We start from the raw sequence: 23,551 nt of genomic DNA, 5'->3' as shown, positions 1-23,551 counted from the left end.
AACTAAAATCATAAGCTCTATTTGAAATTAATTATTTTTGTAAAATACTGGTATAAAAAATTAAAAACTATTTTTTACAAATAACCTAACTACAATCCAAACTTAAAAATAGTAAAAACCAGACTAATAACTATCAACTAACTTTAACTAATTATTATGAAACAAAAAATTTCAATTGCGGTAATAACCATTGGTTTGTTACTATTTACAGTAACAAATGCAAATGCTCAAACAGTAGATGTATACCAAAATAATTTAAATGATTTAACTACAGGTCTATATAACCAAGATCAAATAAAAGAGGCCTTAGCAGTTTCTTTCTGCAAAGGTGCAGATGAAGGACGTGTGTCTATAGTTAGCTTAGAAAATCAAGGCAATTCTTTAAAGGTAAACTATCCAAAGGGAAAAGTAAAAACAGGAGAAAGCGGTATTCATACGAAAGTATATTTTAATGATGGTAAGGAGCATGACGAATTATATTTTAGTTATAAGATTTATTTTCCATCAGATTTTGAATTTAGAGCGGGCGGAAAACTACCAGGTTTATCTTATCAAACTAGAGAAAAAAACATGTCCTTACGTTTAATGTGGCGTAATAATGGGCTTATAGAAACTTATGTTCATTATAATACAAAACCAACCAGACCAGGATACAAAGCATCTATTAATTGGAGCTTACTAGACCCTATTATAGAGCCTAATAATGCGCCGCAAGAAGATCAAGTTAAGTTTACTAAAGGTACTTGGCAACATGTAGAAATGTATTATAAACTGAATACACCAGGTAAAAAAGACGGTATAATGAAAGGTTGGTTAAATGGTAAATTAGCCTTAAATATTACAAATGCTGAAGATTACAGACAAGTTGGCGAAGAAGATATCCATATAAATTCATTTTATTTGTCTTCCTTTTTTGGAGGCTCTGATGAAACTTTTCAACCTACTAAGGATGTCTATGCTTATTTTGATGATTTTAAAGTAGCTACAACTAGAATAGGTATGCCTTCGGATACAGAAAATAACAATCAATCTCCAACGGTTTCAATAACTTCTCCAACTAGTACCACTCCAGTAAATGCGGGTAGTAATTTACAAATTAGTGCTTTAGCAAATGATGCTGATGGTGTTATTAGTAAGGTAGAATTTTATAGTGGGGCTGCTAAATTAGGAGAAGATAGCTCGTTCCCTTTTAAATATACTTTATCAAATATAGCTGCAGGAACTTATACTTTTAATGTTGTAGCTATAGATGATAAAGGAGCATCAACAAAATCATCAACAGTGCAAGTTACAGTAGATAGTGATGGTAATGCTACTTCAGATTGTAAATTTAACACGCCAAGGGTAAATACTTTACCAGCTTATGATAACATTACATTTAATACTATTTATGTTTTAGGTTCAGGAGGTCCAGATTCATCAAACATAAAAAAAATTAGAATTAAATGGATTCCTGGTGCAAACGGACTTTATGTTTTTTCTATGAATACAAATAACGGACAACCTTCATCTTATATTGATCTAAGAAATGTAAGTACGGCAAATTTTAATAATGCTCAACCAGATATTACCATTTCTGGTTCTGGTGTAGCAAGACTTGATGATGATTACTGGGTTACAGAAGATGCTGGTAATTTAGTACTCGTTTCTAAATCTGGTACGCATACAATTTACTGTAGTAATAGCAATATAGCACCAAGTTGTATCGCTTTAAATAAAGAAGCTACATTCTCTAAAAGTACTCTGGAAGAAACTAGTGCAGCAGAAATTAAAATATATCCAAATCCAGTTGAAGATGGAATCTTACACCTTACAAATATTAGTGCAGATGTATCCAAAATTTTAATTTATGATATTTTAGGAAATTTAGTAAAAACTTTATCACCTAGTACGCCTAAGAAAACATACAAACTTTATATAAGTAATCTTAAAAAAGGAACTTACATTTTAGTTATAGAATCTAAGTCTAACAGAATAACTAAACGAATCATTAAAATATAATTTTTTAATTAAAAAGTGGTTAGGACCTTTAATAAAATTAAAAAATAGTTTTTATTAATTTACAAGTATTATTTATAAATAGGAGTCTGTTATATACTATTGTTCAGTATAAGCAGACTCCTTATAAGTTAATACATAAATACCAAAATTATTATTTTTACACCTCTAAAAAAGGAATCAAATTTTCTCTTGTTTGTTCCTTCAAAATCTCTAATTTTAAACAAAAAATAAATTGCTTGTTTATCACACTAATTTATAGACGTTACTAAAAAGCAGTTATTAGAAAACTACAAAAAAGGAGTAATGCAACAATTGTGTAGTCAGCAATTGCGTTTTAACCAGACGTCATTGCGAGAACAAATAACGAAGCAATCTCACAAAATGAAACGGGTTTTTCCTGATTGGGAAGAGAAGAAGTTGGAAAGAATAGCAACAAAAAAATCATCAAATATTTCTGCAAATGCGATAGAAGAAAATTTTGGAGATTATAAATTATATGGAGTTTCTGGCTCTATAAAAAGTATAGATTTTTATAGAGAAAAGGAACAATTTATATCAATTGTAAAAGATGGAGCTGGAGTTGGAAGAACTTTATTGTGCGAATCAAAGTCTTCTTTTTTAAGTGTTTTAGACGAAATTAAGCCAAAAATAAAAGTTAATTTATATTTTTTATACTCTGTTTTAAATAATATCAATTTTAAAAATATTCAATTGGAAGCAATATTTTACATATTTATTTTAAGGATTATTCAAAAGAAAAAATAAAAATTCCATCCCTAAAAGAACAACAAAAAACAGCTAATTATTTAAGTACTATAGATACAAAAAATAGAAAACGTACAAACCACAAATAGAAAAAACACAAGGGTTAAAAAAAGGATTGTTGCAGCAGATGTTTGTTAAAAAAAACACTTAATTGTAGGTATAAAATAAGCAAAGTAAAAGAATATCTTTATAGCTAACCAAAAAAACCTACTTAAAATGAAAAAGAATAATTATTTGTTATTAATACTAACATTAATAACCTGTTTAGTAATTAGTTTCAACACAAAAGCGCAGGTATATGAGCAATATACAAGTCCTGTAAAACAATATAATTTAGATAGAATTTTTGATAAGGACACTCTACTATTTAATGATAAAATGTTAAATCTTTTATTTGCAGATAAAGTAGGCACTTCTTTTGGTGGTTCAAACGATCTTTCACTACAAAAGTATTTCTTTGGTTTAGATAATGATGATAAATCTATTACTTTAGGTTTTAATATAGATTCTAGAAAAGGAGAAAAATTAGACAAGTTAAAATGGATTTTCTCTGGTGCCTTAAAATTTAAAGCAACAAATAAATTTGCTACTATTTTTGATGGAGAAGGTAAGTTTTTAAATGATAATATTGGAGCAACTTACAAGGTTACCTTAATAGGTAATGGTACTATAGATTTTACATCTAGCAGTAAAAAGAAACGACGAGAGGCCATTGATAATAATAGAAAAAAACTTTTTGACACTTATAATAAAGCAGCTGTAAAAAATAATAAAGAAAAACTAAATAATTTTAAAAAAGAACATAAAGAAAGTAGAGAGTTTGATGATGATTTAGAATGTTATGATAAAGTTTTAAAAGAAAAACATAATACTGATTATGAAGAACTAGCACAAAAAGAAATAGACTATTTAGAAGAAAACAAAATGTATAATTTTATTTCTAATAGATGGGTTTCTTTAGAAGTTTTTACACCCTTTGGAGGATTAACTTATAACATTACTTCAGATGAAAATACTACATATCAAGAAAACAGATTTTATAATATTAATGCATCTCTTTCTGGTAATTATATGAGAGCTTATTCTAGTGGAAAAAGTATGTTTTTTAAAGCCATTGTTAATGTTAAAAATAACAACACAATAATGGTAAATAATTTATCAGCAAAAAAGTTTCAAACTTCAACTGCTGCAACAAACAATAATTTAATCATTACTACAGAAGATGTTTATGTAACAAGTTATGATGAGTTTATTACTACTTCTTTAATTTTAGAACCGGCTTTTTTCTTTATCACTTCAAAATTTGGTGATTTTGGTTTTAGTCCTGCTGTAGAATTTAATTTTGGTAAATACAAAAGAACAAACTGGAAAGTTGGAATACCAATTAGTTTAAAAGACAATGAAGGTAAACCAACTATAAATTTTGAATTTCAATATAAAAACATTGGTACATTTGATAAAAGTGTAAATATTTTTGGTATAAGTACCAACTTCTTGTTTGGAAATTTGATAAATTAAAAATTTAAGTAAGAAAACAAACAGATTGCTTGAGTTTGCTTCGTGCATCGCAATGACGAGAATAAACGCAATGACAATAAAGAATATGAGTAAACAATCAGAACTTCAACTAGAAAACAACCTAATAAAACAAAATTGGTTTAGGCTATAAAAAAGTAACTGTAATAGATGGTTCTGTCTTGGTTGCTAAATCATCCACTGGATAATCCATAATTAAAAATGTACTATAATGTTCTGCGTTATGTTACTTTGCTTTGGTAAAAGAGAAGTTTAAACTACTATTTTTCTTTGATTTTTTCTTTCTAGAAGTTTTTTTAAAAATGTAATGGAATACGCTTTGCCTTAAGCGACGATAGTGGTGAAGTGGCAATGTGTATGGAATGATGTAAAAGTACCCTTAATTGGTATTGTTTAAATATTTAATTAATATAAAATAAAAAAATAAATGAATATAAGGCACTGTCTCATAAAGTGTGTAAGTTTTAAAAACTCAGGATTGTTCAAATCCTGAGTTTTTTATTTTTATTAACTTTAAATTTTATATACTTATGAGACCAGAAGATTTATTAAACGATGATTTTTTAAAACAATTTAACAACGGATCAGAGCTAACCAGCTTCATCGAACAACTTCACAAACGAGGAGTTGAAAAGATTTTAGAAGGCGAACTCGATGCTCATTTAGATTATGATAAAGATCAAAAAAGTAAAGCAAATAACTTACGAAATGGCTACACTAAAAAGAAGCTAAAAACTACTTTAGGGGAGACAGAAATACAAGTGCCAAGAGATCGTAATAGTTCTTTTAATCCAATGATTATAAAGAAAAGACAAAGTACTGCGGATGGTGTCGAAAATGTTATTATCTCATTGTATGCCAAAGGGATGAGCAATATTGATATCGAAGAACAAATCCGAGAACTCTATAATTTTAATGTATCTACTTCCACAATTTCAAGAATAACTGACGCTATCACCACTGATGTTATCGCTTGGAAAAATAGACCATTAGAGACTACTTATTTAATTGTTTGGATGGATGGAATTGTTTTTAAAGTACGAGAAAACTCTAAAGTAATTAACAAAACCATTTACATTGCTGTTGGGCTTAGAACAGATGGCAAAAAAGAAGTTTTAGGTTTGTGGTTGGGTAAAAATGAATCTTCTGCTTTCTGGATGAGTGTTTTAACTGATATAAAAGCCAGAGGAACTCAAGATATACTGATTACTGCAACCGATAATTTAAACGGTTTTACAGACACTATAAAAACCATTTTCCCGAATTCAACTACTCAAATTTGTGTAGTTCATCAAATTAGAAACTCTTGTCGCTATGTTGTTTGGAAAGATAAAAAAGCCTTTACAAAAGATATGAAACAAATCTATACAGCTCCAACAAAAGAAGCTGCAAGAGCTGCCTTAAAAGACTTTAAAACCAAATGGGAATCTAAATATTCTTACGCCATTAGAAGTTGGGAGAATAACTGGGATGAACTTACCGTATTCTTTGATTTTCCAGTGGAAATTAGAACTATTATTTATACCACAAATTTAATAGAAAATCTAAACGGAAAAATTAGAAAATACACCAAAAATAAACTCTCTTTTCCAACTGATGATGCAGTGATGAAATCTGTATATTTAGCAGTAAGAGAAAGCACTAAAAAATGGAAAATGCCAATTAGAAATTGGGGAATTATTCTAAACCAATTTTTAGCTATATTTGAAAACAGAATTAAACTATAAATAAGTTAACCCTGATTTTTTGAACTTACACAGTTTTTAGGATAGTGTCATCATTTATATTGATAGGTTTTTTACGCTTTTTATAGAATCAATTTTATTGATTCATTGCCATTTCGTGATCATATTGGCAACAAGCAGGCAAACCTTTATATGCGTCTTCGCTTCCAGATTCTTTTTCTGTATCATAACCAGAAGCTGCAATAGCTTTATGAATGGCAGTAGCATCTGTTTTTGCATCATCAAAAGATACTTCTATTTTCTTTTTATCAATACTCCAATTAGCATTGGCAACACCTTCTACAGCATTGGCAGCTTTTTCAATGGTGCTTTTACACATTCCACAGTTTCCTCTAACTCCAAAAGTTAGCGTAGCATTTGCTACTTCTTTAGAAACTTCTGTAGTATTTGTTTTTTGTTTGGTTTCGTTTTTACAGCTTGTAAAACCGACTGTAGCTATAATAGCTAAACTTAAAATTACTTTTTTCATTGATTTAGATTTAATTATTAGTATTTAATTTTTTATTATTTTATTACTTGTTTTACTTCTCCGCAAGTTAACATAGCACCACCAAAATAAGGGTTTACTACTTTTTCTGTTGTACTTAACCAATAAGCACCTTTATTATTATCAGACATTGGGCAAAATAAAAGATATACTTCTTTATTAACGCCAAAAACTTCTAAAATATTTATCATTTTAGATGATAAATGCTTAAAGTAAGTTCTTTGCATTGTTATATCTGCAGTATTTAACATTAAATTAGCCATTGCTTTTATTTCTTTTTCTGATGACATCCAATGTTGGTGTGCTTTTTTATCATTTAACAACTTCATATCAACGTTAGTTACATTTTTTAATAATAATTTAGATTGATTTTTAAGTTCTTTAATGTCATTTATTGCTAACGCATTTTTTATTTTAATATAATCATTAAAAACGACCTGCAATTGGTTTTTAAATTCCTTAGAGACCTTTATTCTTTCATTTTTATTTAAAGGTTTTTTAACCTCGGAAGAGTTATTATTCATACCTAAATGACCTTCATGCCCCGTCATTACTTTACCTCCTTTTTTATTCATCATCGATTTTTTGCCTTGTAATTGGGCAGCAGCATCTACAGTAAAGGTTCCGTTGGTTACAATTTCATCACCATTATTTAGCCCTTCTAAAACCTGATAATTTTCACCTATTTGTTTCCCTACAGTAATTTCACGCATTTCAAAAAGAGGTTCATTGGGGGTTGTTTTTAGATAGACTACAGAGCGTTTTCCTGTCCATAAAACAGCCGAAGAAGGTATGGTTAATACTTCTTTTTTATCAGAAGAATCAACTGCTTTAATTTTACCTTCCACAAACATGCCTGGTTTAAAAAGTTCGTTTTTATTATTTAGTACAACTCTTAATTTTACCGTTCTTGTTTTACTATCTAAAATAGGATCAATAAAATCGACCTTTCCTTTAAATTCTTTATTAGAATATGCCTTAGTTGTTACCACAATATCCTGACCTTTTTTAAATTGACTAATTTGATGTTCATAGATATCAAAATTTGCCCAAACAGTATTTAGATTTGAAACCTTAAAAATTGGTTTTCCATCCATAATATGAGAACCTACATTTATAGCGATTTCGGTAACCACTCCAGAAACATGCGAATAAATGGTGAAGCTATTTTTTACATGTCCGGTTTGTTCCACTTCCTCTAATTGCTTACCATGGATCATCCAATTTTTAAACTTGTTATTAACGGCATTATACAATTGTGGTTGCGATGCTTTTAATTTATAAGCTGTAATTAATTCTTGCTGTGCTGCAATCAATTCAGGTGAGTAAATTTGAGCAACTGCTTGTCCTTTTTTAACACGTTCTCCTAAAGAATTTACAAACAATTTTTCTACCCGACCATTAAAATGGGCAGGCATTGTTGCTGTTTCATCCTCATTCTCGGTAATTTTTCCTGATAAAACAACACCAAAATCTTCATTAGAAACATTTTTGCCTACTATTGATGTTTGAATATTGGCCAAAGCCATCGCGTTTTTAGAAAGCTTAAATTGATCTGATAATAATCCTTTTGCACTGCTTGCAGCAGGAATTAAATCCATTCCGCAAATAGGGCAATCTCCAGCCTCTGGTTGCATAATTTGAGGATGCATTGAGCAAGTCCACATTTGATTTGTTTCTGTAGCTTCTGTATGTTTATGAGTTGTTTTGTTAGAAGAGTTTCCAAAGAAAAAATACCCTAATATCAACCCAAAAGCAAGTATTCCTAAATAAATTACTATATTTTTATTTTTCATTTTCTAATCGTTTAATCATCGTTTTCATTTCTTCAATTTCTTTTTTCTGTGCTTTAATAATATCATCTGCTAATTTTCTAACTGCTGGATCTTTAATGTCTGCTCGCTCACTTGTTAAAATTGCAATTGAATGGTGTGGAATCATTGCTTTCATCCAAAGAACATCATCAACTGTAGATTTTTGGTTACGCACTAACCCTAAAGCACCTAAAAAAAGCACCAAGCTACCTAATAAAATAATTATGTTTTTCTTTTTGTTTTGATACATGTTTCGCATAAAAAACCACATTACAACTGCCATAGTTGAAATACCTAAACAAGACATATAAAAACGAGTTAAACTAAAATACACGTGGTCAAACTCATACGTATTTAAATACATTGTAATGTACATTGCTATAAAAGATAGCCCTAACATTAAAAAGAATTTTGTGTAATTACTCATTCCGTTATGTTTGTTTGAATGTTGATTTGAATTTTCCATTTGAATTTAATTTTATAGTTAAACTTTAATATTTTTTAAACGTAAGGCATTTGCAATTACAGAAACCGAACTAAAACTCATGGCTAAAGCAGCAATCATTGGTGATAATAAAATACCGAAAAATGGAAACAAAACACCTGCTGCAATTGGTATTCCAATAGTGTTATAAAACAAGGCGAAAAACAAGTTCTGTTTGATGTTTTTCATAACAGCTTCACTTAAATGTTGTGCTTTTACAATACCATGTAAATCACCTTTAACCAAAGTAATCATTGCACTTTCTATGGCTACATCTGTTCCTGTTCCCATGGCAATACCAACATCACTTTTAGCCAATGCAGGTGCGTCATTAATTCCGTCTCCGGCCATCGCAACTACTTTTCCTTGCTCTTGTAATTTAGTCACTTCTTCTAGTTTGTTTTCAGGCAACATACTTGCTTTAAAATCGGCAAGATGAAGTTCTGACGCTACTGCTTGTGCCGTATCGTGATTATCACCAGTAAGCATAATAACTGCAATCCCTTTATCTTGTAGGTATTTAATTGCTTTTGCACTGGTTGCCTTTATTTTATCACCAATAACCACATAACCAACAACTTTTTTATCTACTGATAAATAGGAAGCCGTTTTACCTTGTTTTTGATAGGCTTTAACTTCTTCTTCCATTTTAGAAGTGATTTCTGCATGGGCATAAACCATCATTCTAGGGTTTCCTAAGGCCACTTTCTTATTGTTAATAGTAGCTTCAACACCTTTTCCTGTAATGGCACTAAATTCTTCCGATTTTAGAATTTCAGTATTTTTAGCTTTACCATATTTTACTGTGGCTTCGGCTAAAGGATGCTCGCTATTAGAATTTAAAGACACAATATATTGTAACACTTCTTTATCACTTAAAATGGTATTGAAAGCAGTTGCTTTTTCTACCGTAGGTTTTCCTTCGGTAATAGTTCCTGTTTTATCAATAATTAAGGTGTCTACTTTTGCCATTCTTTCTAGTGCTTCGGCATTTTTAACCAATACACCATTTTGTGCGCCTTTACCAACGCCAACCATTATAGACATTGGTGTGGCGAGTCCTAGGGCACAAGGACAAGCAATTATTAACACCGCAATAGCATTTACAAAGGCATAAACATAAACAGGTTCTGGCCCCCAAATGGCCCAAATTCCAAAAGTGATTACTGAAATAAAAACGACAACTGGGACAAAATAACCAGAGACTTTATCGGTTAAATTCTGAATGGGTGCACGACTTCTACTCGCATCATTTACCATTTTAATAATTTGAGAGAGTAGGGTATCGCTACCAATTTTCTCTGCTTTCATTAAAAAAACTTGATTTCCATTAATGGTTCCGCCACTTACTTTATCGCCTACTGAGCGATCTACAGGAATCGGTTCTCCAGAAATCATAGATTCGTCGATAGTGGTATTTCCTTCAGTTATAATTCCATCTACAGGAATTTTATCTCCTGGTTTTACTTTTAGAATATCGTGTAATTCAATTTTATCAATACTGACTGCTACATCTTCTCCATCTACTATTTTTATCGCCTTATTAGGCGCTAGTTTTAGCAATTCTTTTACGGCTGAATTTGTTTTGCTATGCGCACGCGCTTCTAATAATTGACCTAAAAGCACCAATGTTAAAATAACCGTTGCTGCTTCAAAATAAACATGTACAGCGCCTGATTCTGTTTTAAATTGCGCAGGAAAAACATCCGGAAAAAATAGTCCGAATACCGAAAATAACCAAGATACACCTGCACCAATTCCGATAAGTGTAAACATATTCAGGTTCCACGTTTTGATACTTCTGTAAGCACGTTCAAAAAACATCCAAGTGGCATAAAAAACCACAGGAAAAGACAATGCAAACTGAATCCAATTCCATTGTTTTTGCTCTAAAATAGTGTATAATGGATTGTTCGGAATCATTTCACTCATCGCAATAAAAAATATTGGTAATGTGAATGCCACTGCAATCCAAAACTTTTTTAGTATCTTATTATAGGTTTTCTCTTCTGCAGAAAGATCTGGTTTCATAGGTATTAAATCCATACCGCAAATAGGACAAGAACCTGCTTCATCTTTTACAACTTCAGGATGCATTGGGCAAGTCCATTGTTCTGTGGTGTTAATGGATAAATTTTGCTCTTCAACTAAATCCATTCCGCAAACAGGACAATCTCCCGCTTTGTCATACGTTTTATCGTCTTCGCAATGCATCGGACAATAAAATACACCGGTTCCTTTTCCTTTTGGAAGCTCTTTTTTAACCTCTTTTATACGGTGATGCTCTCCTAACTTATGAATACTATAAGTATCACTATCCTTTTTTAATGCGTCTTGGAAGGTTTCTAAAGAAATATGAGAATCCATTTCTATGGTAGCTTCTGCTTTTTCTAAATCTACAGTTGCTTTAGAAACACCATTTACTTTTGAAAGAATATCTTCAACGTGTCCAAGACAACCATTACAAGTCATTCCATGTATGTGATAGGTATGTTTCATTTCGTTTTCTGCGGAAGTGGAAACTTCCTTCTCGGTATATTTATGATCGCCTAACTTATGAATACTATACCTGTTTCCATCGTTTTTTAATGCTTCTTGGAAGGTTTCTAAAGAAATATGAGAATCCATTTCTATAGTAGCTTCTGCTTTTTCTAAATTAACTATAGCTTTAGAAACACCTTTAACTTTAGAAAGAGTTTCTTCAACGTGTCCACGGCAACCGTTACAAGTCATTCCGTGTATGTGATATGTATGTTTCATTTTATGTGTTCTTTATATTTTAGTAACAAATGTATCGCTGTTTTAAAGCATAAGTTTTTCTAATTCTGGTTATATTTTATACAATTTGGTCTAATTCTTTCCGGTCCCAATCTTGTGATTTTTTATATTCAGACATAGACATTCCTGTTACCGATTTAAACTGTTTTGCTAAATGACTACTAGTATTATAATTGAGGTTGTATGCTATTTCAGAAAAGTTTAATTGATTTAATTGATTTAATTGAATGTATTCTTTTACCTTTTCAATTTTTAAATTGATGATGTATTTTTCTAGTGTAATCCCTTCCGATTTGCTAAAAAGTTTACTTATAGCCGAATCATTCTTGCCAATCTCTTTTGTTATTTTTGAAATAATATGATGAGAATTGTTTTCTGAAATACATTGAATTACAGTTAGTTTAACTCGCTCTATTAAAACTTTAACTTCATCTTCAATCAATTCGAAACCTAAATCTTTAAGTCTATTTTTAATCGCATCATAATTATTTTTCAACTCTTGTTTTACAACCACTTTTCCTAATTCGATGGATTCAATATCTAAACCATGACGCTCCAATAATTCTATAATAGTTGATTTACATCTGGCACAAACCATATTTTTTATAAGTAATGTATGTCCCATTTTTACTGAATTAAATAGTTAATACTTGTTGTTTGAATGTAGTAATTATAGATCGATTCAATCTGATTCATTTGAAACTTTAATTGCAATTCTTGAATGTCTAAAACATCATTAAAATCAATGGTTCCGGTTTCATAACTTCTAATTAAAATATCTTCTGCATCTTTGGCTTGCTGTATATTTTTAACTTGTGTTCTATACGTAATGCTTGCAGAAACTCGATCGGTTACAGCCTTGTCTAATAGCGTTTCTAAAGTATTTAAACGTTCTTGTTTCTGTGCTTCAATTTCTTGTTGTTGCAACTCGTTTTGCTTGGTTTTCGATTTATATTTCTTATTAAAAAGCGAAATAGATAACGACACAGTTGGCATCAAAATATCTTTACCTTTTTCACTAAAAGTGATGTCAGGTCCTGCATTAATATTGATATAATCGAACCCAAAACCAAAGGAAGGGTGACTTTCTTTTTGATTCATTAATTCGGATTGTGCTACAGATTGAAACAGTTTGTCGTATTTCAACAATTCGGGATGCAAAGCAAGGTTTTTAGTATTGATTTCAAAATCTTCGGAAGGCATTATTAACGCATCAACAACATCAATTTTAATAGTATTTTCTCTATTTAAAAGCTTATTAAAAGCGGTTTGTTCTGCTAAATACTGTTGTTCTAAAACCAATTTGAGTTGTTCTAATTCATTCTGACGCATTTGCAATCTTAAAACATCTACTGCAGAAGCTTTACCGACTTCAATCGATGTTAATGCCAATGTTTCATAAGTTTTAAGCAGTTTGCTGTTTTTAACTAAAATAGCTTGTTTGGCTTTGTTTACATATAATTTATAATACGATTGAGATACGGAAACCATCAGTTTTCGTTTGGCGATTACAATGTCTTCGTACTTGGTATCTGCCAAAGAACTCGCATAATTTTCACGAGAAGTAATGGTTCCAAACCAAGGCAACATTTGTTTTGCCGATACTTTAAAACGTTGCGTTCCTGTTCGTGTTTCTGGTTCTAACACAAAATAACCTGCACTAAATTCGGTGTTTGGTAAGGTGTTTACCTCATTTACTTTTTCGGAAGCAATCCGATACTGTAACTCGAATTTCTGAATTTCAGGATTATTTTCTAAAGCCTTATTAATGTAAGTTTCTAGTTCTTGAGAATTTCCTTGTAGAGCAAAGAATAAAGAACCAAGAAGCAAGACTACTTTCTGTACGATATAATTATTATTTTTCATGGTTTGTTTTTTAAGTCTATTTTCTATTCTCTTTTTTCATTATTCTTTTTAAAAGAACCTCTTCTCTCCAGCTATATAAAACCGGCACGATAAAGTAGGAGGTAATGTCAATAACCATTCCTCCAAAAATCGGTATTGCCATCGGAATCATAATATCGCTTCCTTTTCCTGTGGATGTTAAAACAGGTAATAATGCCAAAATAGTAGTTACAGTTGTCATTAAACACGGACGAATACGTTTCTTAGCAGCCTCTAAAGCAGCAACTCTAATGCTCATTTTATCTGATGGTTTTTCACGATCAAAAGTTTGCGTTAAATAGGTTGCCATGACAACTCCGTCGTCTGTTGCAATTCCAAATAAGGCAATAAAACCAACCCAAACGGCCACACTTAAATTGATGGTTTTCATATTGAAAAGATCTCGCATATTCTCGCCAAAGAAACTGAAATTGAAGAACCAATCTTGTCCGTATAACCAAATCATAATAAAACCACCGGCAAATGCAACTGCAATTCCGGTAAATACCATTAAAGAAGTGGTTACCGATTTAAACTGAAAATACAGTATCAAGAAAATAATAGCCAATGCTAAAGGCACAACAACTGCTAGTGTTTTTTCTGCTCGCAATTGGTTCTCATAAGTACCCGTAAATTTATAACTGATGCCTTTAGGAACCGTTAATTCCCCTGAATCTATTTTTTGTTGAAATAAAGCTTGCGCATTTTCTACCACATCTACTTCTGCAAAACCATCTATTTTATCAAACAAAACATAACCCACTAAAAAAGTATCTTCACTTTTAATCACTTGCGGACCTTGTTCATATTTAATAGTTGCTAATTCACTTAATGGCACAGGATTCCCTTTTTCTACAGGAATATAAATGTCTTTGATATCTTCTGGATTGCCACGTAATTCTCTAGGATAACGTACGCGAACGTCGTAACGTTCTCGGCCTTCAACCGTTTGAGTTAAAGCCATACCACCAATAGCAACTTTTAGTATACTTTGTACATCCTCTATAGAAATGCCATAGCGTGCTATTTTTTCTCTATCAATATCAATTAATAAATAAGGTTTCCCAACAATTCTATCCGCAAAAACAGCTTCTACTTTAACACCTTCAGCTTGTTTTAAAAGACTTTCTAATTGCAACCCAAAAGCTTCAATTTGTTTTAAATCTTGTCCTTTTACTTTAATTCCCATGGGTGCACGCATACCTGTTTGTAACATTATCAATCGCGTTTCTATGGGCTGTAATTTCGGTGCAGAAGTAACACCAGGTAACTTGGTAACTTTAATGATTTCTTTCCAAATATCATCTGGATTTTTAATTTCTGGTCGCCAGTTTCTATAGAATTCTCCGTCGTTGTCTTCTATTAATTGAGCGTTTTCAACGGATGTTCCTGAAGTAATAAAACGTTTTGTTTTGTTGTTATTAGCAAGATTATGAGATTCCTCGTCGCTCGTTCCTCGCTCTGTCGGAATGACATTCGTTTTTAACTCAAACAAACCATCGGCATTCACTTTATAACGTTGTCTTTTTCCTTCGGAATTACGCATGTATTCCGATTTATACTGAATCATGTTTTCATACATCGACAAAGGAGCAGGATCTAAAGAAGATTCTGTTCTACCAGCTTTACCAACCACTGTTTTAATTTCTGGAATGGTAGCAACCGCCATATCTAATTGCTGTAACACACGTTTGTTTTCTTCAACTCCAGCATGCGGAAGAGAAGTAGGCATTAGTAGGAAAGAACCTTCATTTAAAGAAGGCATAAATTCTTTTCCTGTGTTTTTCATAATGTATATTCCAGAAATAAGAACTGTTATTGGAACCATTAAAAACAACATTTTGTTGGCCAAAGCCCATTGTAAAATTTGTCCGTAATATTTTCTAAAAACAGAGAATATTCCTAAAATTCCGAAGCAAATAATAGCTACAAAAATAAGGTTGATAAAGATGCTGCGATTAAAACCTAAAGGTCTCCAATATTCGGCTAAGAGAAATACAATGGCAATTGATGAAATAATGATATTTACAAAGTTTTTAGAAAGCGAAAAATGAAAAGTGAAAAAAGAAAAGTTAATTTCAGTTTTATTATAATACAAACTCGATAAAGACAAAATTCCGAAGGCGACTAAAATAGTTCCTAACCAAAATCCGCTGATAATAATTACAATTCCTGCAACAATTAAAATACCACTTACAATGTATTTAAATGAGTTTTTTAGCGTTGTTTTACGGAATAAAAAAGCAGCAAATGGAGGAATTATAAACAAAGCAATCACTAAAGAAGCTGATAACGCCATTGTTTTTGTAAACGCCAAAGGTCTAAACAATTTACCCTCGGCACCAATCATTGTAAATACAGGCACAAAACTGATAATAGTTGTTAAAACAGCAGTTAAAATAGCGCCAGAAACTTCTGAAGTAGCGTTGTAAATAACTTCGTTTATGGATAGTTTGTTGTTATAAGATTCCTCGTCGCTCGTACCTCGCTCTGTCGGAATAACATTATCTCGTTCATTTTCACTTTCCACTTTTACCTTTTCACTCTTCACTTTCCACTTTTCACTTTCCTCATCGAGATGGCGAATCATATTTTCGGCGAGTATGACGCCAACATCAACCATGGTTCCAATAGCGATGGCAATACCAGATAATGCCACAATATTGGCATCCACATTAAAGAGTTTCATGGTTACAAACACCATTAAAATAGCCACAGGTAACAAGCCAGAAATTAAAATAGAAGCTCTTAAATTAAAGACCATCACAATAATCACCAAAATGGTAATTAATATTTCAAGAGTCAATGCTTCACTAAGTGTGTCTAAAGTTTCTGCAATTAATTCTGATCGGTCATAAAAAGGAACGATTGTTAATTGAGAGGTGCGTCCGTCTGCTAAAACTTTAGAAGGTAAACCACCTTTTAATTCTTCTATTTGGGCTTTTACATTCGTGATGACTTCCATAGGGTTTGCGCCATATCTTGCCACTACAACACCACCAACAACTTCTGCGCCTTCTTTGTCTAGTATCCCGCGTCTAGCGGCAGGACCTAAAGAAACTTTAGCAATGTCTTTAATTTTAATAGCCGTAAAGTCTTTAGAAGTAACGACTGCATTTTCTATATCTTCAATCGATTTTACATAGCCTAAACCACGAACTAGATATTCAACTTTATTAATTTCTAAAGTCTGTGCTCCAATATCTTTATTGCTTTCTTTAACCGCTTTTACAACTTGATTCAATCCAATGTTGTATTGACGCATCAATTCTGGGTTCACATCAATTTGATATTCTTGTACATAACCACCAATAGAAGCCACTTCGGATACACCACTTGCAGAGGATAAACCGTATTTTACATAGTAATCTTGTATGCTGCGTAATTCTTGTAAATCCCAACCACCAGTAACGTTTCCGTCGGTATCACGTCCTTCTAAAGTATACCAATAAATCTGTCCTAAACCTGTAGCATCTGGCCCTAAAGCAGGATTTATTCCTTCTGGTAATAAATTGCTAGGTAAGGAGTTTAGTTTTTCTAAAATTCGACTTCTGCTCCAATAAAACTCAATGTCTTCTTCAAAAATGATGTAAATACTAGAGAAACCAAACATCGATGAACTACGAATGGTTTTTACTCCAGGAATACCGAGTAAAGTGGTTGTTAAAGGATAGGTTATTTGATTTTCAATATCTTGTGGAGAACGACCATCCCATTTTGTGAATACAATTTGTTGATTTTCGCCAATATCTGGAATGGCATCTACAGCCACAGGATTACTTGGTAAAAAGCCAGTATCCCAATTAAAAGGAGCGTTTACAGTTCCCCATCCAATAAAAAGGACCAATAATAAAACCGATACGATTTTATTCTCTATTAAATATTTAATAATCTTATTTAGCATAAAGCCTGATATTTAAAACAATTAGAAAGTGATGTTAGAAAAACATCGAATACAAGAAATCATCCAAATGAAGTGAATCATTGGACAATACAGTCTATTGTTAAAAAAATCAGATTAAATACGTCTCGTCAAGCTTAAAGAGTTGCTTGTCTATGAGAGGTGGTTGATAGGCTTCGTATGAAGATACATTGTTTTCTAAACCTTCAAAAAGGTTGATATATGTATAAACAAATGATGCAATAAAAAGTTGTTGTTCAAAAGAAATAGTGTCTGTTTGAAGTTGTAATTCATCTTGACCTTCCACAACTACTTGCTCATCATTACAGCAATCCTTTTTTGTAATTACACAATCTTCAGTGGCAGGTTTTTGCATTTCCATACCGCAACCTTCTGCTTTATGAAACATAGCAGTTTCTACTAAAGTTTCGCCACAATAATGCATGCTTAAAGTGAAAGACATTGTAGAGAATAACACTACAATTGCCATAACAAAAGACATTATTTTATGGAATACTTGTTTCATAATTAAATACAAATTTAAGAATTATTTCTAAGAAGTATTTAAAATTGTGTTAATTAAATATCTTTTTTAAATTTAAGATACTAAAATTAAATTTTAGATTTATGGTAAGTCTCTCTAATATTGGTTCTATTAACAAAAAACAATTCTTTTTTTTGATTCAAAATAACATACATTTGTTATCGTAATTAATGATTTAAAAAGTGATTTCGGAAATTAAAAAATATGTTTTTAAAAAAGGATTACCTTATGAATTTGAGCTTGTAAACTTAGCAGAATTATATACCAATTATTTTGATGATTTAACGATACCTCACAGAGCAGATTCTATCAAATTATATGGTTTAAAAAAGGAAGCCCTACACATATCGTAGATTTTAATCCTATTAAAATACAACCAAATTCTATCTTATTCGTTGATAAAAATAGCGTACAATGTTTTGATGCTTTAGAGCCTATAGAAGGCATTGCGCTTTTATTTACAGATAACTTTTTTTGTAAAACGGATTATGATACTAAGTTTTTAAGAAGTAGTATGCTTTTTAATGATTTACATACAATCTCTACCATTGAAGTAAACGATTTAATACCTGTTTTTAGTAGTTTTTTTGACTTAATAGCAAAAAGAGTTAGCAACTAACCCCGACAATTATCAATCGGATATTCTTAGAAATTATTTACAAAATTTGTTACTTTTATCAGAAAGAGAGCGACAAAATCAAAACAGCACACAAATTAATAAAGGAGCTGATTTAGAGAATGTTATTAACTTTAGAGACTTGCTAGATAAACATTTTAAAGAACAAAAATCGGTTAGCAAATATACATTTCAATTAAATGTTACTCAAAAGCGTTTAAGTAGTGCAACTTTAAAAATAATGGCAATTACACCAAAACAAATGATAGGTGCCAGAATCTTATTAGAAGCCAAACGATTGCTTGTACATACCACTGATAGTGTAAAATAAATAGGATATACACTGGGTTTTGAGGAACCTACTAATTTTGTAAAATTTTTTAAAAAACATCAAACTATTACACCTAAAGAATTTAGAAATAAGTTTTAAACCACTTTTATTTAATGGCTAAAAATTACCATTTATAGCTGCTTTTTTATCATAAAATATTTATTGTATTGCTGCAAATTTGCGGCATGTTACAATCACAATTATTGATAAAAATTAAAAGAAATGAAATTGTAATTGATGTATTAGGATGGTCTGGATCGGGCTTTTTAATTCTTGCTTACGGGTTAACACTCGTAGAAAACAATAAATATGTAAATTATTCTAAATATTTAAATTTATTTGGAGCCCTTTTAATATCCATTAATTGTTATTATTATAACGCCATACCGTCTTTTGTTTCTAATTTAATATGGAGTGTAATGGCAACCTTTACTTTATACAGAACCAAAAGAAAAGAGCGTAGTTTTAATCATCATAAAGTAATTTAGAAACCTTCTTCTGCTATATATATTTAAAAGGCAACCATTTGGTTGTCTTTTGTGTTTTAAATAGGTAAAGTTAAGTGTAATCTTATAGTTTTGTAACTTATAAACTTTCTTTTATAACAATGTTTTAAAAAAAAATAATCGGTTGTCTAAACGATTTAAACAGGTGTTGTGTTTTTAATATCTTCATTTTCAGTTGTTTTTAAGTGATTTGTTATTTTGTTATTTTGTTATTAATTTTATTCGCTTATTTATTTTCAGCTAAATTTACCACATGAAAAAAATATTAATTCTGTTTTCACATCCGAAGTTTGAAAAATCGAGAGCCAACACCATTTTGGTAGATCAAATTAAAGATAAAGAAGGAGTAACCTTTGTTGATTTATATGAACGTTACCCAGATTTTCATATTGATGTAGCTAAAGAGAAAGAATTATTAAAAGAGCATGATGTTATTATTTGGCATCATCCTTTTTACTGGTTTAGTTGTCCGCCTTTAATGAAACAGTGGATTGATATGGTTTTAGAATTTGGTTGGGCTTATGGGCCAGATGCCAATGCCTTGCAAGATAAAATTTGCTTAAATGTAATTACCACTGGTGGCTCTAAAGAAGTTTATTGTTCTAAAGGAACCAATAGTTTTACCGTAAATCAGTTTTTAAGACCTTTTGAGCAAACCGCAAACTCTTGTGGTATGAGTTATTTACCGCCATTTGCAGTTATGGGAACTCATAACTTAAATAAGGAAGCTTTGGCAGACTATGCAAATCAATATAGTAAGTTAATAGATTTATTACAGCAAGGTTTTACTATAGAAAACTGTATGGATCGTACTTTTTTAAATGATATTCCAGCACTAAAAACATCATAACAAATGACAGGAAGTTTACTTTTTCAAGCCATTATATTTTTAGCAGGAGCCATTATTTGTGTTTCTATAGCAAAACGATTCGGACTAAGTTCTGTGATTGGCTATTTATTAGCGGGTGTTTTAATAGGTCCTTATGTTCTAGGATTTATAGGAAATGAAGGGGAAGATATTTTACACTTTGCAGAATTTGGAGTGGTAATGATGCTTTTCTTAATAGGATTAGAAATTGAACCCAAAAATTTCTGGAAAATGCGAAAAACCATTGTAGGTATGGGAGGTATACAAGTAGGTGGCACCATGTTACTCTCTTATTTTTTGTTTACGCTATTGGGGTTTGAGTGGAAAGTAGCTTTGGTAATTTCTATGGCTGTTGCCTTATCATCTACAGCCATTGCTATGCAAACGATAAAAGAAAAAGGATTAATGAAAACAAACTTTGGTACGTCTTCATTTTCTATTTTATTGTTTCAAGATATTATTGTTATTTTCATGTTAGGCTTTATTCCGCTTTTAGCCAATACAGATGCAAATGTATCCACAGAAGCACATAGTGAAAGTGCTAATTTATTAGATCAACTTCCAATGGGGTTACAAACCTTGGCTATTATTTTATCCGTAGTTTTAATTATAGTCGCGGGTAACTATCTAATTGTACCTATGTTACGTAAAGTGGCAAAAACAGGCGTACGAGAACTATTAATTGCTGCGGCTTTTTTAATTGTATTCGGAATTTCATTTTTAATGGAATTTGTAGGGATAAGTCCTGCTTTAGGAGCTTTCTTAGGAGGTGTTGTATTATCTAACAGTGAATTTAAACACGAATTAGAAAGTACATTAGAACCTTTTAAAAATTTACTTTTAGGGTTGTTTTTTATGGCTGTAGGTGCTTCTATTAACTTTCTTGTAATTGCAAATAATCCGTTAAAAATAGGCGGAATTTTAATTGCCATTATTATCATAAAAGCCCTTGTTTTATTTATTACAGGACGCATTTTTAACTTAAAATTAGATCAAAAATTGTTACTTACATTTAGTTTGGCTCAAATTGGTGAATTTGCATTTGTATTACTTTCATTTGCCTCTGGACTCCATATTTTAGAGCAAGATCAAATGGATATGATGTTGGTAATAACGGCACTAAGTATGTCTATAACACCAATTATTGGTATTATTAATGAACGTTTTGTTCTACCAAAAATAGGTACCAAAGAATCTGTAAAAAGACCGATGGATCATATTGCAAAATCTCAAAAAATTATATTGGTTGGTTTTGGGCACTTTGGAAGTACTATTGGACGTTTTTTACGTTCGCATGGGGTAGAAGCTACCATTTTAGATCACGATTCTAATCGTGTAGATTTTCTTAGAAAAATGGGCTTTGAAGTGTATTATGGTGATGCAACTCGTCTCGATTTATTAGAATCTGCAGGTATTGCAGAAGCCAAAATTGTTATTTGTGCCACCAATAAACTGTCTGTTTCTAAAGCGATTGGTAAAATAATTAAAGATAAATATCCACATGTAGAATTAATGATTCGTACAAAAAACAGGTACGATGCGTATGAATTATTGAATCTTGGTAATGAAAATGTATATAGAGAATCTTTAGAAACTTCGTTAACTTTAGCAAAAGATGTGCTGAGTAAAATGGGCTTTAGAAAATATACCATTAGCAGGCAAGTTAAAAACTTTATCAAATACGATGAGGATAGTTTAAGGCGTTTAGCTTCTGAACCGAAACAAGATGGTAATTATATTTTTAAAGCCAAAAAGGAATTAGAACAGCAAGAAAAATTCTTAAATGAAGATTTTAAAAGAGGTATTGTAGAATACGACAAGCATTGGGATAGTGAATTGATTCGAAAAACTTTAAAGGATGTAAAATAATAATAATAAAACGATGCAAAAAGACATTACTAATATTGATTTCGATTCCCAAAAAAATATACAATAGTGATATTGTTGACGTGGATCTGATAGAACAGAAACAATTATAGTAGCTTACAGAATGGTTGTTGATATCTGGTCTAAAGAGCAAGCAATTAAAGAGTTTCTAATAGATGATTTAGGATATCATAAGCGCCGATATCCCAATTTATTGGTGTTATTAAGAAATTTAGACATCCAAAAAATGAAAAATAGATTAGAAGTAACGGAGAGCTAACCTAAGTTATCATTTCTAATTATTTCAAAAAAAATACCCAAGAATTATAATGTACAAACATTATAGTTCTTGGGTATTGATATTTAATAAGGGTAATTATTATTTATCAGAACTTTTAAACTTGTAAGTAATACCAAAGTTAATACCGAAAGAAGAGTAAGGTACTTTTTGTGATAACTTTTTAGATTTGTCAGTTTCAGTATGTGATAATTCATCTACATAAGTGGTGTTTTTATAAATACCTTGATCTGTTAATGGTAAATCTGCTAAAGTTTTATTAGCTACAATGTTACCATCTGGTGTAAAAATATCTAAGTTAAATTCTTGAATTTCAGAATCTTTTCTTTTTAAACTGATACCATAATACTCGGCCTCTACAAAAAGATTAAGATTGTTGGTTAAGTTAAACTCATACCCCAAAGCAGCCACAACACCTAAAGGAAAATGCCCGTGAAAATCTTCTACATAATTGGTTTCAGAATAAGATCCGCTAGGTAATCCTTGTTTAGCAGCAGCTTCATTAGTAAAAGGGGTTTTACTATACACAATAGCTTCTGTTTTTCCACCAACTTTTACTAGAGCACCTAAACGTCCGTAAAAATTATCTGTAAATTTATACACCATAGAAGCTGCTGCACCAAAAGCACGTGCTCTTGCTATGGCATCAACTTTTGTATTCTGACTAGGTAAGTTAACTTCAGAAACGGTTTTGTCTGCACCTCTTAAATACCCAAGAGCTAAATCTACTCCAAATTTATTAGTAATATAATACGTTCCTCTTACTTGAAAATTTAAACCTTCACCATAACTTCCGTAGGTGTTTTCTGTACCTGTTGTATTAATTTTTTCTCCTAATTTCATTCCTGCGCTACTCATAGAATATCCAGTACTTGCAGAAATTTGAAACTGTCCATAAGTAATTGTGCTAATTAAAATAGCTGCTAAAGCTGTAATTAATTGTTTCATAATAAATTGTTTTTAAATGATTCATAGTATAAAAAAATGAGGCTAAAACAGATACTACTTTTGCATCCGATTATTAAGGATACAGTGGTATTTAGTAGTGCCACAAATTTAAATCGACGGCAAATATACTTTTTTAATAAGGTTGGTTACGTATATTAAAGGTAAAGATTTTGGGACTA

The 23,551-nt window shown here is 31.1% G+C and carries 19 protein-coding genes; 10 read left to right on the top strand and 9 right to left on the bottom strand.

Going from position 1 to position 23,551, the window contains the following annotated elements; genetic code table 11:
- Positions 1–156: 156 nt before the first annotated feature.
- The 5 genes from GQR92_RS02260 to GQR92_RS02240 all read left to right on the top strand — a co-directional run bounded on the left by GQR92_RS02260 (position 157) and on the right by GQR92_RS02240 (position 6,029).
- Complete coding sequence (locus GQR92_RS02260; protein ID WP_158837602.1) at positions 157–2,001, top strand: polysaccharide lyase; 1,845 nt, start codon at positions 157–159, stop codon at positions 1,999–2,001.
- 381 nt (positions 2,002–2,382) lie between these two features.
- Positions 2,383–2,766: a hypothetical protein gene (locus tag GQR92_RS02255; RefSeq protein ID WP_158837601.1), complete on the top strand. Its 384-nt coding sequence runs from the start codon at positions 2,383–2,385 to the stop codon at positions 2,764–2,766.
- Positions 2,712–2,855 carry a restriction endonuclease subunit S gene (locus tag GQR92_RS18140; protein ID WP_158841917.1) on the top strand — a complete coding sequence of 48 codons (144 nt, stop codon included), beginning with the start codon at positions 2,712–2,714 and terminating at the stop codon, positions 2,853–2,855. The genes GQR92_RS02255 and GQR92_RS18140 overlap by 55 nt, the downstream gene beginning before the upstream one ends.
- A gap of 127 nt (positions 2,856–2,982) precedes the next feature.
- Positions 2,983–4,284: a hypothetical protein gene (locus GQR92_RS02245; protein ID WP_158837600.1), complete on the top strand. Its 1,302-nt coding sequence runs from the start codon at positions 2,983–2,985 to the stop codon at positions 4,282–4,284.
- 548 nt (positions 4,285–4,832) lie between these two features.
- The gene (locus GQR92_RS02240) at positions 4,833–6,029 is read left to right on the top strand and encodes an IS256 family transposase (RefSeq protein ID WP_158837599.1); all 1,197 of its coding nucleotides are present in this window, start codon (positions 4,833–4,835) and stop codon (positions 6,027–6,029) included.
- A 94-nt stretch (positions 6,030–6,123) separates the two neighbouring features.
- Here the strand turns inward: GQR92_RS02240 and GQR92_RS02235 are convergent, their stop codons facing one another.
- The 8 genes from GQR92_RS02235 to GQR92_RS02200 form a co-directional block, all read right to left on the bottom strand.
- The gene (locus tag GQR92_RS02235; RefSeq protein ID WP_158837598.1) at positions 6,124–6,516 is read right to left on the bottom strand and encodes a heavy-metal-associated domain-containing protein; all 393 of its coding nucleotides are present in this window, start codon (positions 6,514–6,516) and stop codon (positions 6,124–6,126) included.
- 35 nt (positions 6,517–6,551) lie between these two features.
- Positions 6,552–8,330 carry an efflux RND transporter periplasmic adaptor subunit gene (locus GQR92_RS02230; protein ID WP_158837597.1) on the bottom strand — a complete coding sequence of 593 codons (1,779 nt, stop codon included), beginning with the start codon at positions 8,328–8,330 and terminating at the stop codon, positions 6,552–6,554.
- Complete coding sequence (locus GQR92_RS02225) at positions 8,320–8,814, bottom strand: DUF305 domain-containing protein (RefSeq protein ID WP_158837596.1); 495 nt, start codon at positions 8,812–8,814, stop codon at positions 8,320–8,322. Before GQR92_RS02225 ends, GQR92_RS02230 begins: the two co-directional genes overlap by 11 nt.
- 18 nt (positions 8,815–8,832) lie before the next feature.
- Complete coding sequence (locus GQR92_RS02220; RefSeq protein ID WP_158837595.1) at positions 8,833–11,592, bottom strand: heavy metal translocating P-type ATPase; 2,760 nt, start codon at positions 11,590–11,592, stop codon at positions 8,833–8,835.
- 76 nt (positions 11,593–11,668) lie between these two features.
- Entirely contained in the window at positions 11,669–12,235 is a 567-nt protein-coding gene (locus GQR92_RS02215; protein ID WP_158837594.1) for a helix-turn-helix domain-containing protein, read from the bottom strand.
- Positions 12,236–12,237: 2 nt separating this feature from the next.
- On the bottom strand, positions 12,238–13,476 hold the full coding sequence (locus GQR92_RS02210) for a TolC family protein (protein WP_158837593.1): 1,239 nt from the start codon (positions 13,474–13,476) through the stop codon (positions 12,238–12,240).
- 16 nt (positions 13,477–13,492) lie between these two features.
- Positions 13,493–17,398: an efflux RND transporter permease subunit gene (locus GQR92_RS02205; RefSeq protein ID WP_158837592.1), complete on the bottom strand. Its 3,906-nt coding sequence runs from the start codon at positions 17,396–17,398 to the stop codon at positions 13,493–13,495.
- A 109-nt stretch (positions 17,399–17,507) separates the two neighbouring features.
- Positions 17,508–17,921, bottom strand: coding sequence for an HYC_CC_PP family protein (locus tag GQR92_RS02200; RefSeq protein WP_158837591.1), 414 nt, complete (start codon positions 17,919–17,921; stop codon positions 17,508–17,510).
- A gap of 200 nt (positions 17,922–18,121) precedes the next feature.
- Between GQR92_RS02200 and GQR92_RS17885 the strand changes: the two genes are divergently transcribed.
- The 5 genes from GQR92_RS17885 (at position 18,122) to GQR92_RS02180 (ending at position 22,129) form a co-directional block, all read left to right on the top strand.
- Positions 18,122–18,292: a hypothetical protein gene (locus tag GQR92_RS17885; RefSeq protein WP_233269958.1), complete on the top strand. Its 171-nt coding sequence runs from the start codon at positions 18,122–18,124 to the stop codon at positions 18,290–18,292.
- A gap of 312 nt (positions 18,293–18,604) precedes the next feature.
- Positions 18,605–18,886 carry a hypothetical protein gene (locus tag GQR92_RS17880; RefSeq protein ID WP_233269957.1) on the top strand — a complete coding sequence of 94 codons (282 nt, stop codon included), beginning with the start codon at positions 18,605–18,607 and terminating at the stop codon, positions 18,884–18,886.
- Positions 18,887–19,071: 185 nt separating this feature from the next.
- Complete coding sequence (locus GQR92_RS02190; protein WP_158837590.1) at positions 19,072–19,374, top strand: CBU_0592 family membrane protein; 303 nt, start codon at positions 19,072–19,074, stop codon at positions 19,372–19,374.
- Positions 19,375–19,645: 271 nt separating this feature from the next.
- Complete coding sequence (locus GQR92_RS02185) at positions 19,646–20,242, top strand: NAD(P)H-dependent oxidoreductase (protein WP_158837589.1); 597 nt, start codon at positions 19,646–19,648, stop codon at positions 20,240–20,242.
- 3 nt (positions 20,243–20,245) lie between these two features.
- Positions 20,246–22,129 carry a monovalent cation:proton antiporter-2 (CPA2) family protein gene (locus GQR92_RS02180; RefSeq protein WP_158837588.1) on the top strand — a complete coding sequence of 628 codons (1,884 nt, stop codon included), beginning with the start codon at positions 20,246–20,248 and terminating at the stop codon, positions 22,127–22,129.
- A gap of 376 nt (positions 22,130–22,505) precedes the next feature.
- Here the strand turns inward: GQR92_RS02180 and GQR92_RS02175 are convergent, their stop codons facing one another.
- Positions 22,506–23,372, bottom strand: a complete 867-nt coding sequence (locus GQR92_RS02175) for an outer membrane beta-barrel protein (protein ID WP_158837587.1) — start codon at positions 23,370–23,372, stop codon at positions 22,506–22,508.
- Positions 23,373–23,551 lie beyond the last annotated feature (179 nt).

The sequence above is a fragment of the Polaribacter sp. L3A8 genome (genome assembly GCF_009796785.1).
Lineage (GTDB): Bacteria > Bacteroidota > Bacteroidia > Flavobacteriales > Flavobacteriaceae > Polaribacter.
This window is presented reverse-complemented; position numbering and strand designations above follow the sequence as displayed.

Coding starts and splice junctions, on each gene's coding strand:
- GQR92_RS02260 (WP_158837602.1), top strand. CDS start 157: ATGAAACAAAAAATTTCAATTGCGGTAATAACCATTGGTTTGTTACTA.
- GQR92_RS02255 (WP_158837601.1), top strand. CDS start 2,383: ATGAAACGGGTTTTTCCTGATTGGGAAGAGAAGAAGTTGGAAAGAATA.
- GQR92_RS02245 (WP_158837600.1), top strand. CDS start 2,983: ATGAAAAAGAATAATTATTTGTTATTAATACTAACATTAATAACCTGT.
- GQR92_RS02240 (WP_158837599.1), top strand. CDS start 4,833: ATGAGACCAGAAGATTTATTAAACGATGATTTTTTAAAACAATTTAAC.
- GQR92_RS02235 (WP_158837598.1), bottom strand. CDS start 6,516: ATGAAAAAAGTAATTTTAAGTTTAGCTATTATAGCTACAGTCGGTTTT.
- GQR92_RS02230 (WP_158837597.1), bottom strand. CDS start 8,330: ATGAAAAATAAAAATATAGTAATTTATTTAGGAATACTTGCTTTTGGG.
- GQR92_RS02225 (WP_158837596.1), bottom strand. CDS start 8,814: ATGGAAAATTCAAATCAACATTCAAACAAACATAACGGAATGAGTAAT.
- GQR92_RS02220 (WP_158837595.1), bottom strand. CDS start 11,592: ATGAAACATACATATCACATACACGGAATGACTTGTAACGGTTGCCGT.
- GQR92_RS02215 (WP_158837594.1), bottom strand. CDS start 12,235: ATGGGACATACATTACTTATAAAAAATATGGTTTGTGCCAGATGTAAA.
- GQR92_RS02210 (WP_158837593.1), bottom strand. CDS start 13,476: ATGAAAAATAATAATTATATCGTACAGAAAGTAGTCTTGCTTCTTGGT.
- GQR92_RS02205 (WP_158837592.1), bottom strand. CDS start 17,398: ATGCTAAATAAGATTATTAAATATTTAATAGAGAATAAAATCGTATCG.
- GQR92_RS02200 (WP_158837591.1), bottom strand. CDS start 17,921: ATGAAACAAGTATTCCATAAAATAATGTCTTTTGTTATGGCAATTGTA.
- GQR92_RS02190 (WP_158837590.1), top strand. CDS start 19,072: ATGTTACAATCACAATTATTGATAAAAATTAAAAGAAATGAAATTGTA.
- GQR92_RS02185 (WP_158837589.1), top strand. CDS start 19,646: ATGAAAAAAATATTAATTCTGTTTTCACATCCGAAGTTTGAAAAATCG.
- GQR92_RS02180 (WP_158837588.1), top strand. CDS start 20,246: ATGACAGGAAGTTTACTTTTTCAAGCCATTATATTTTTAGCAGGAGCC.
- GQR92_RS02175 (WP_158837587.1), bottom strand. CDS start 23,372: ATGAAACAATTAATTACAGCTTTAGCAGCTATTTTAATTAGCACAATT.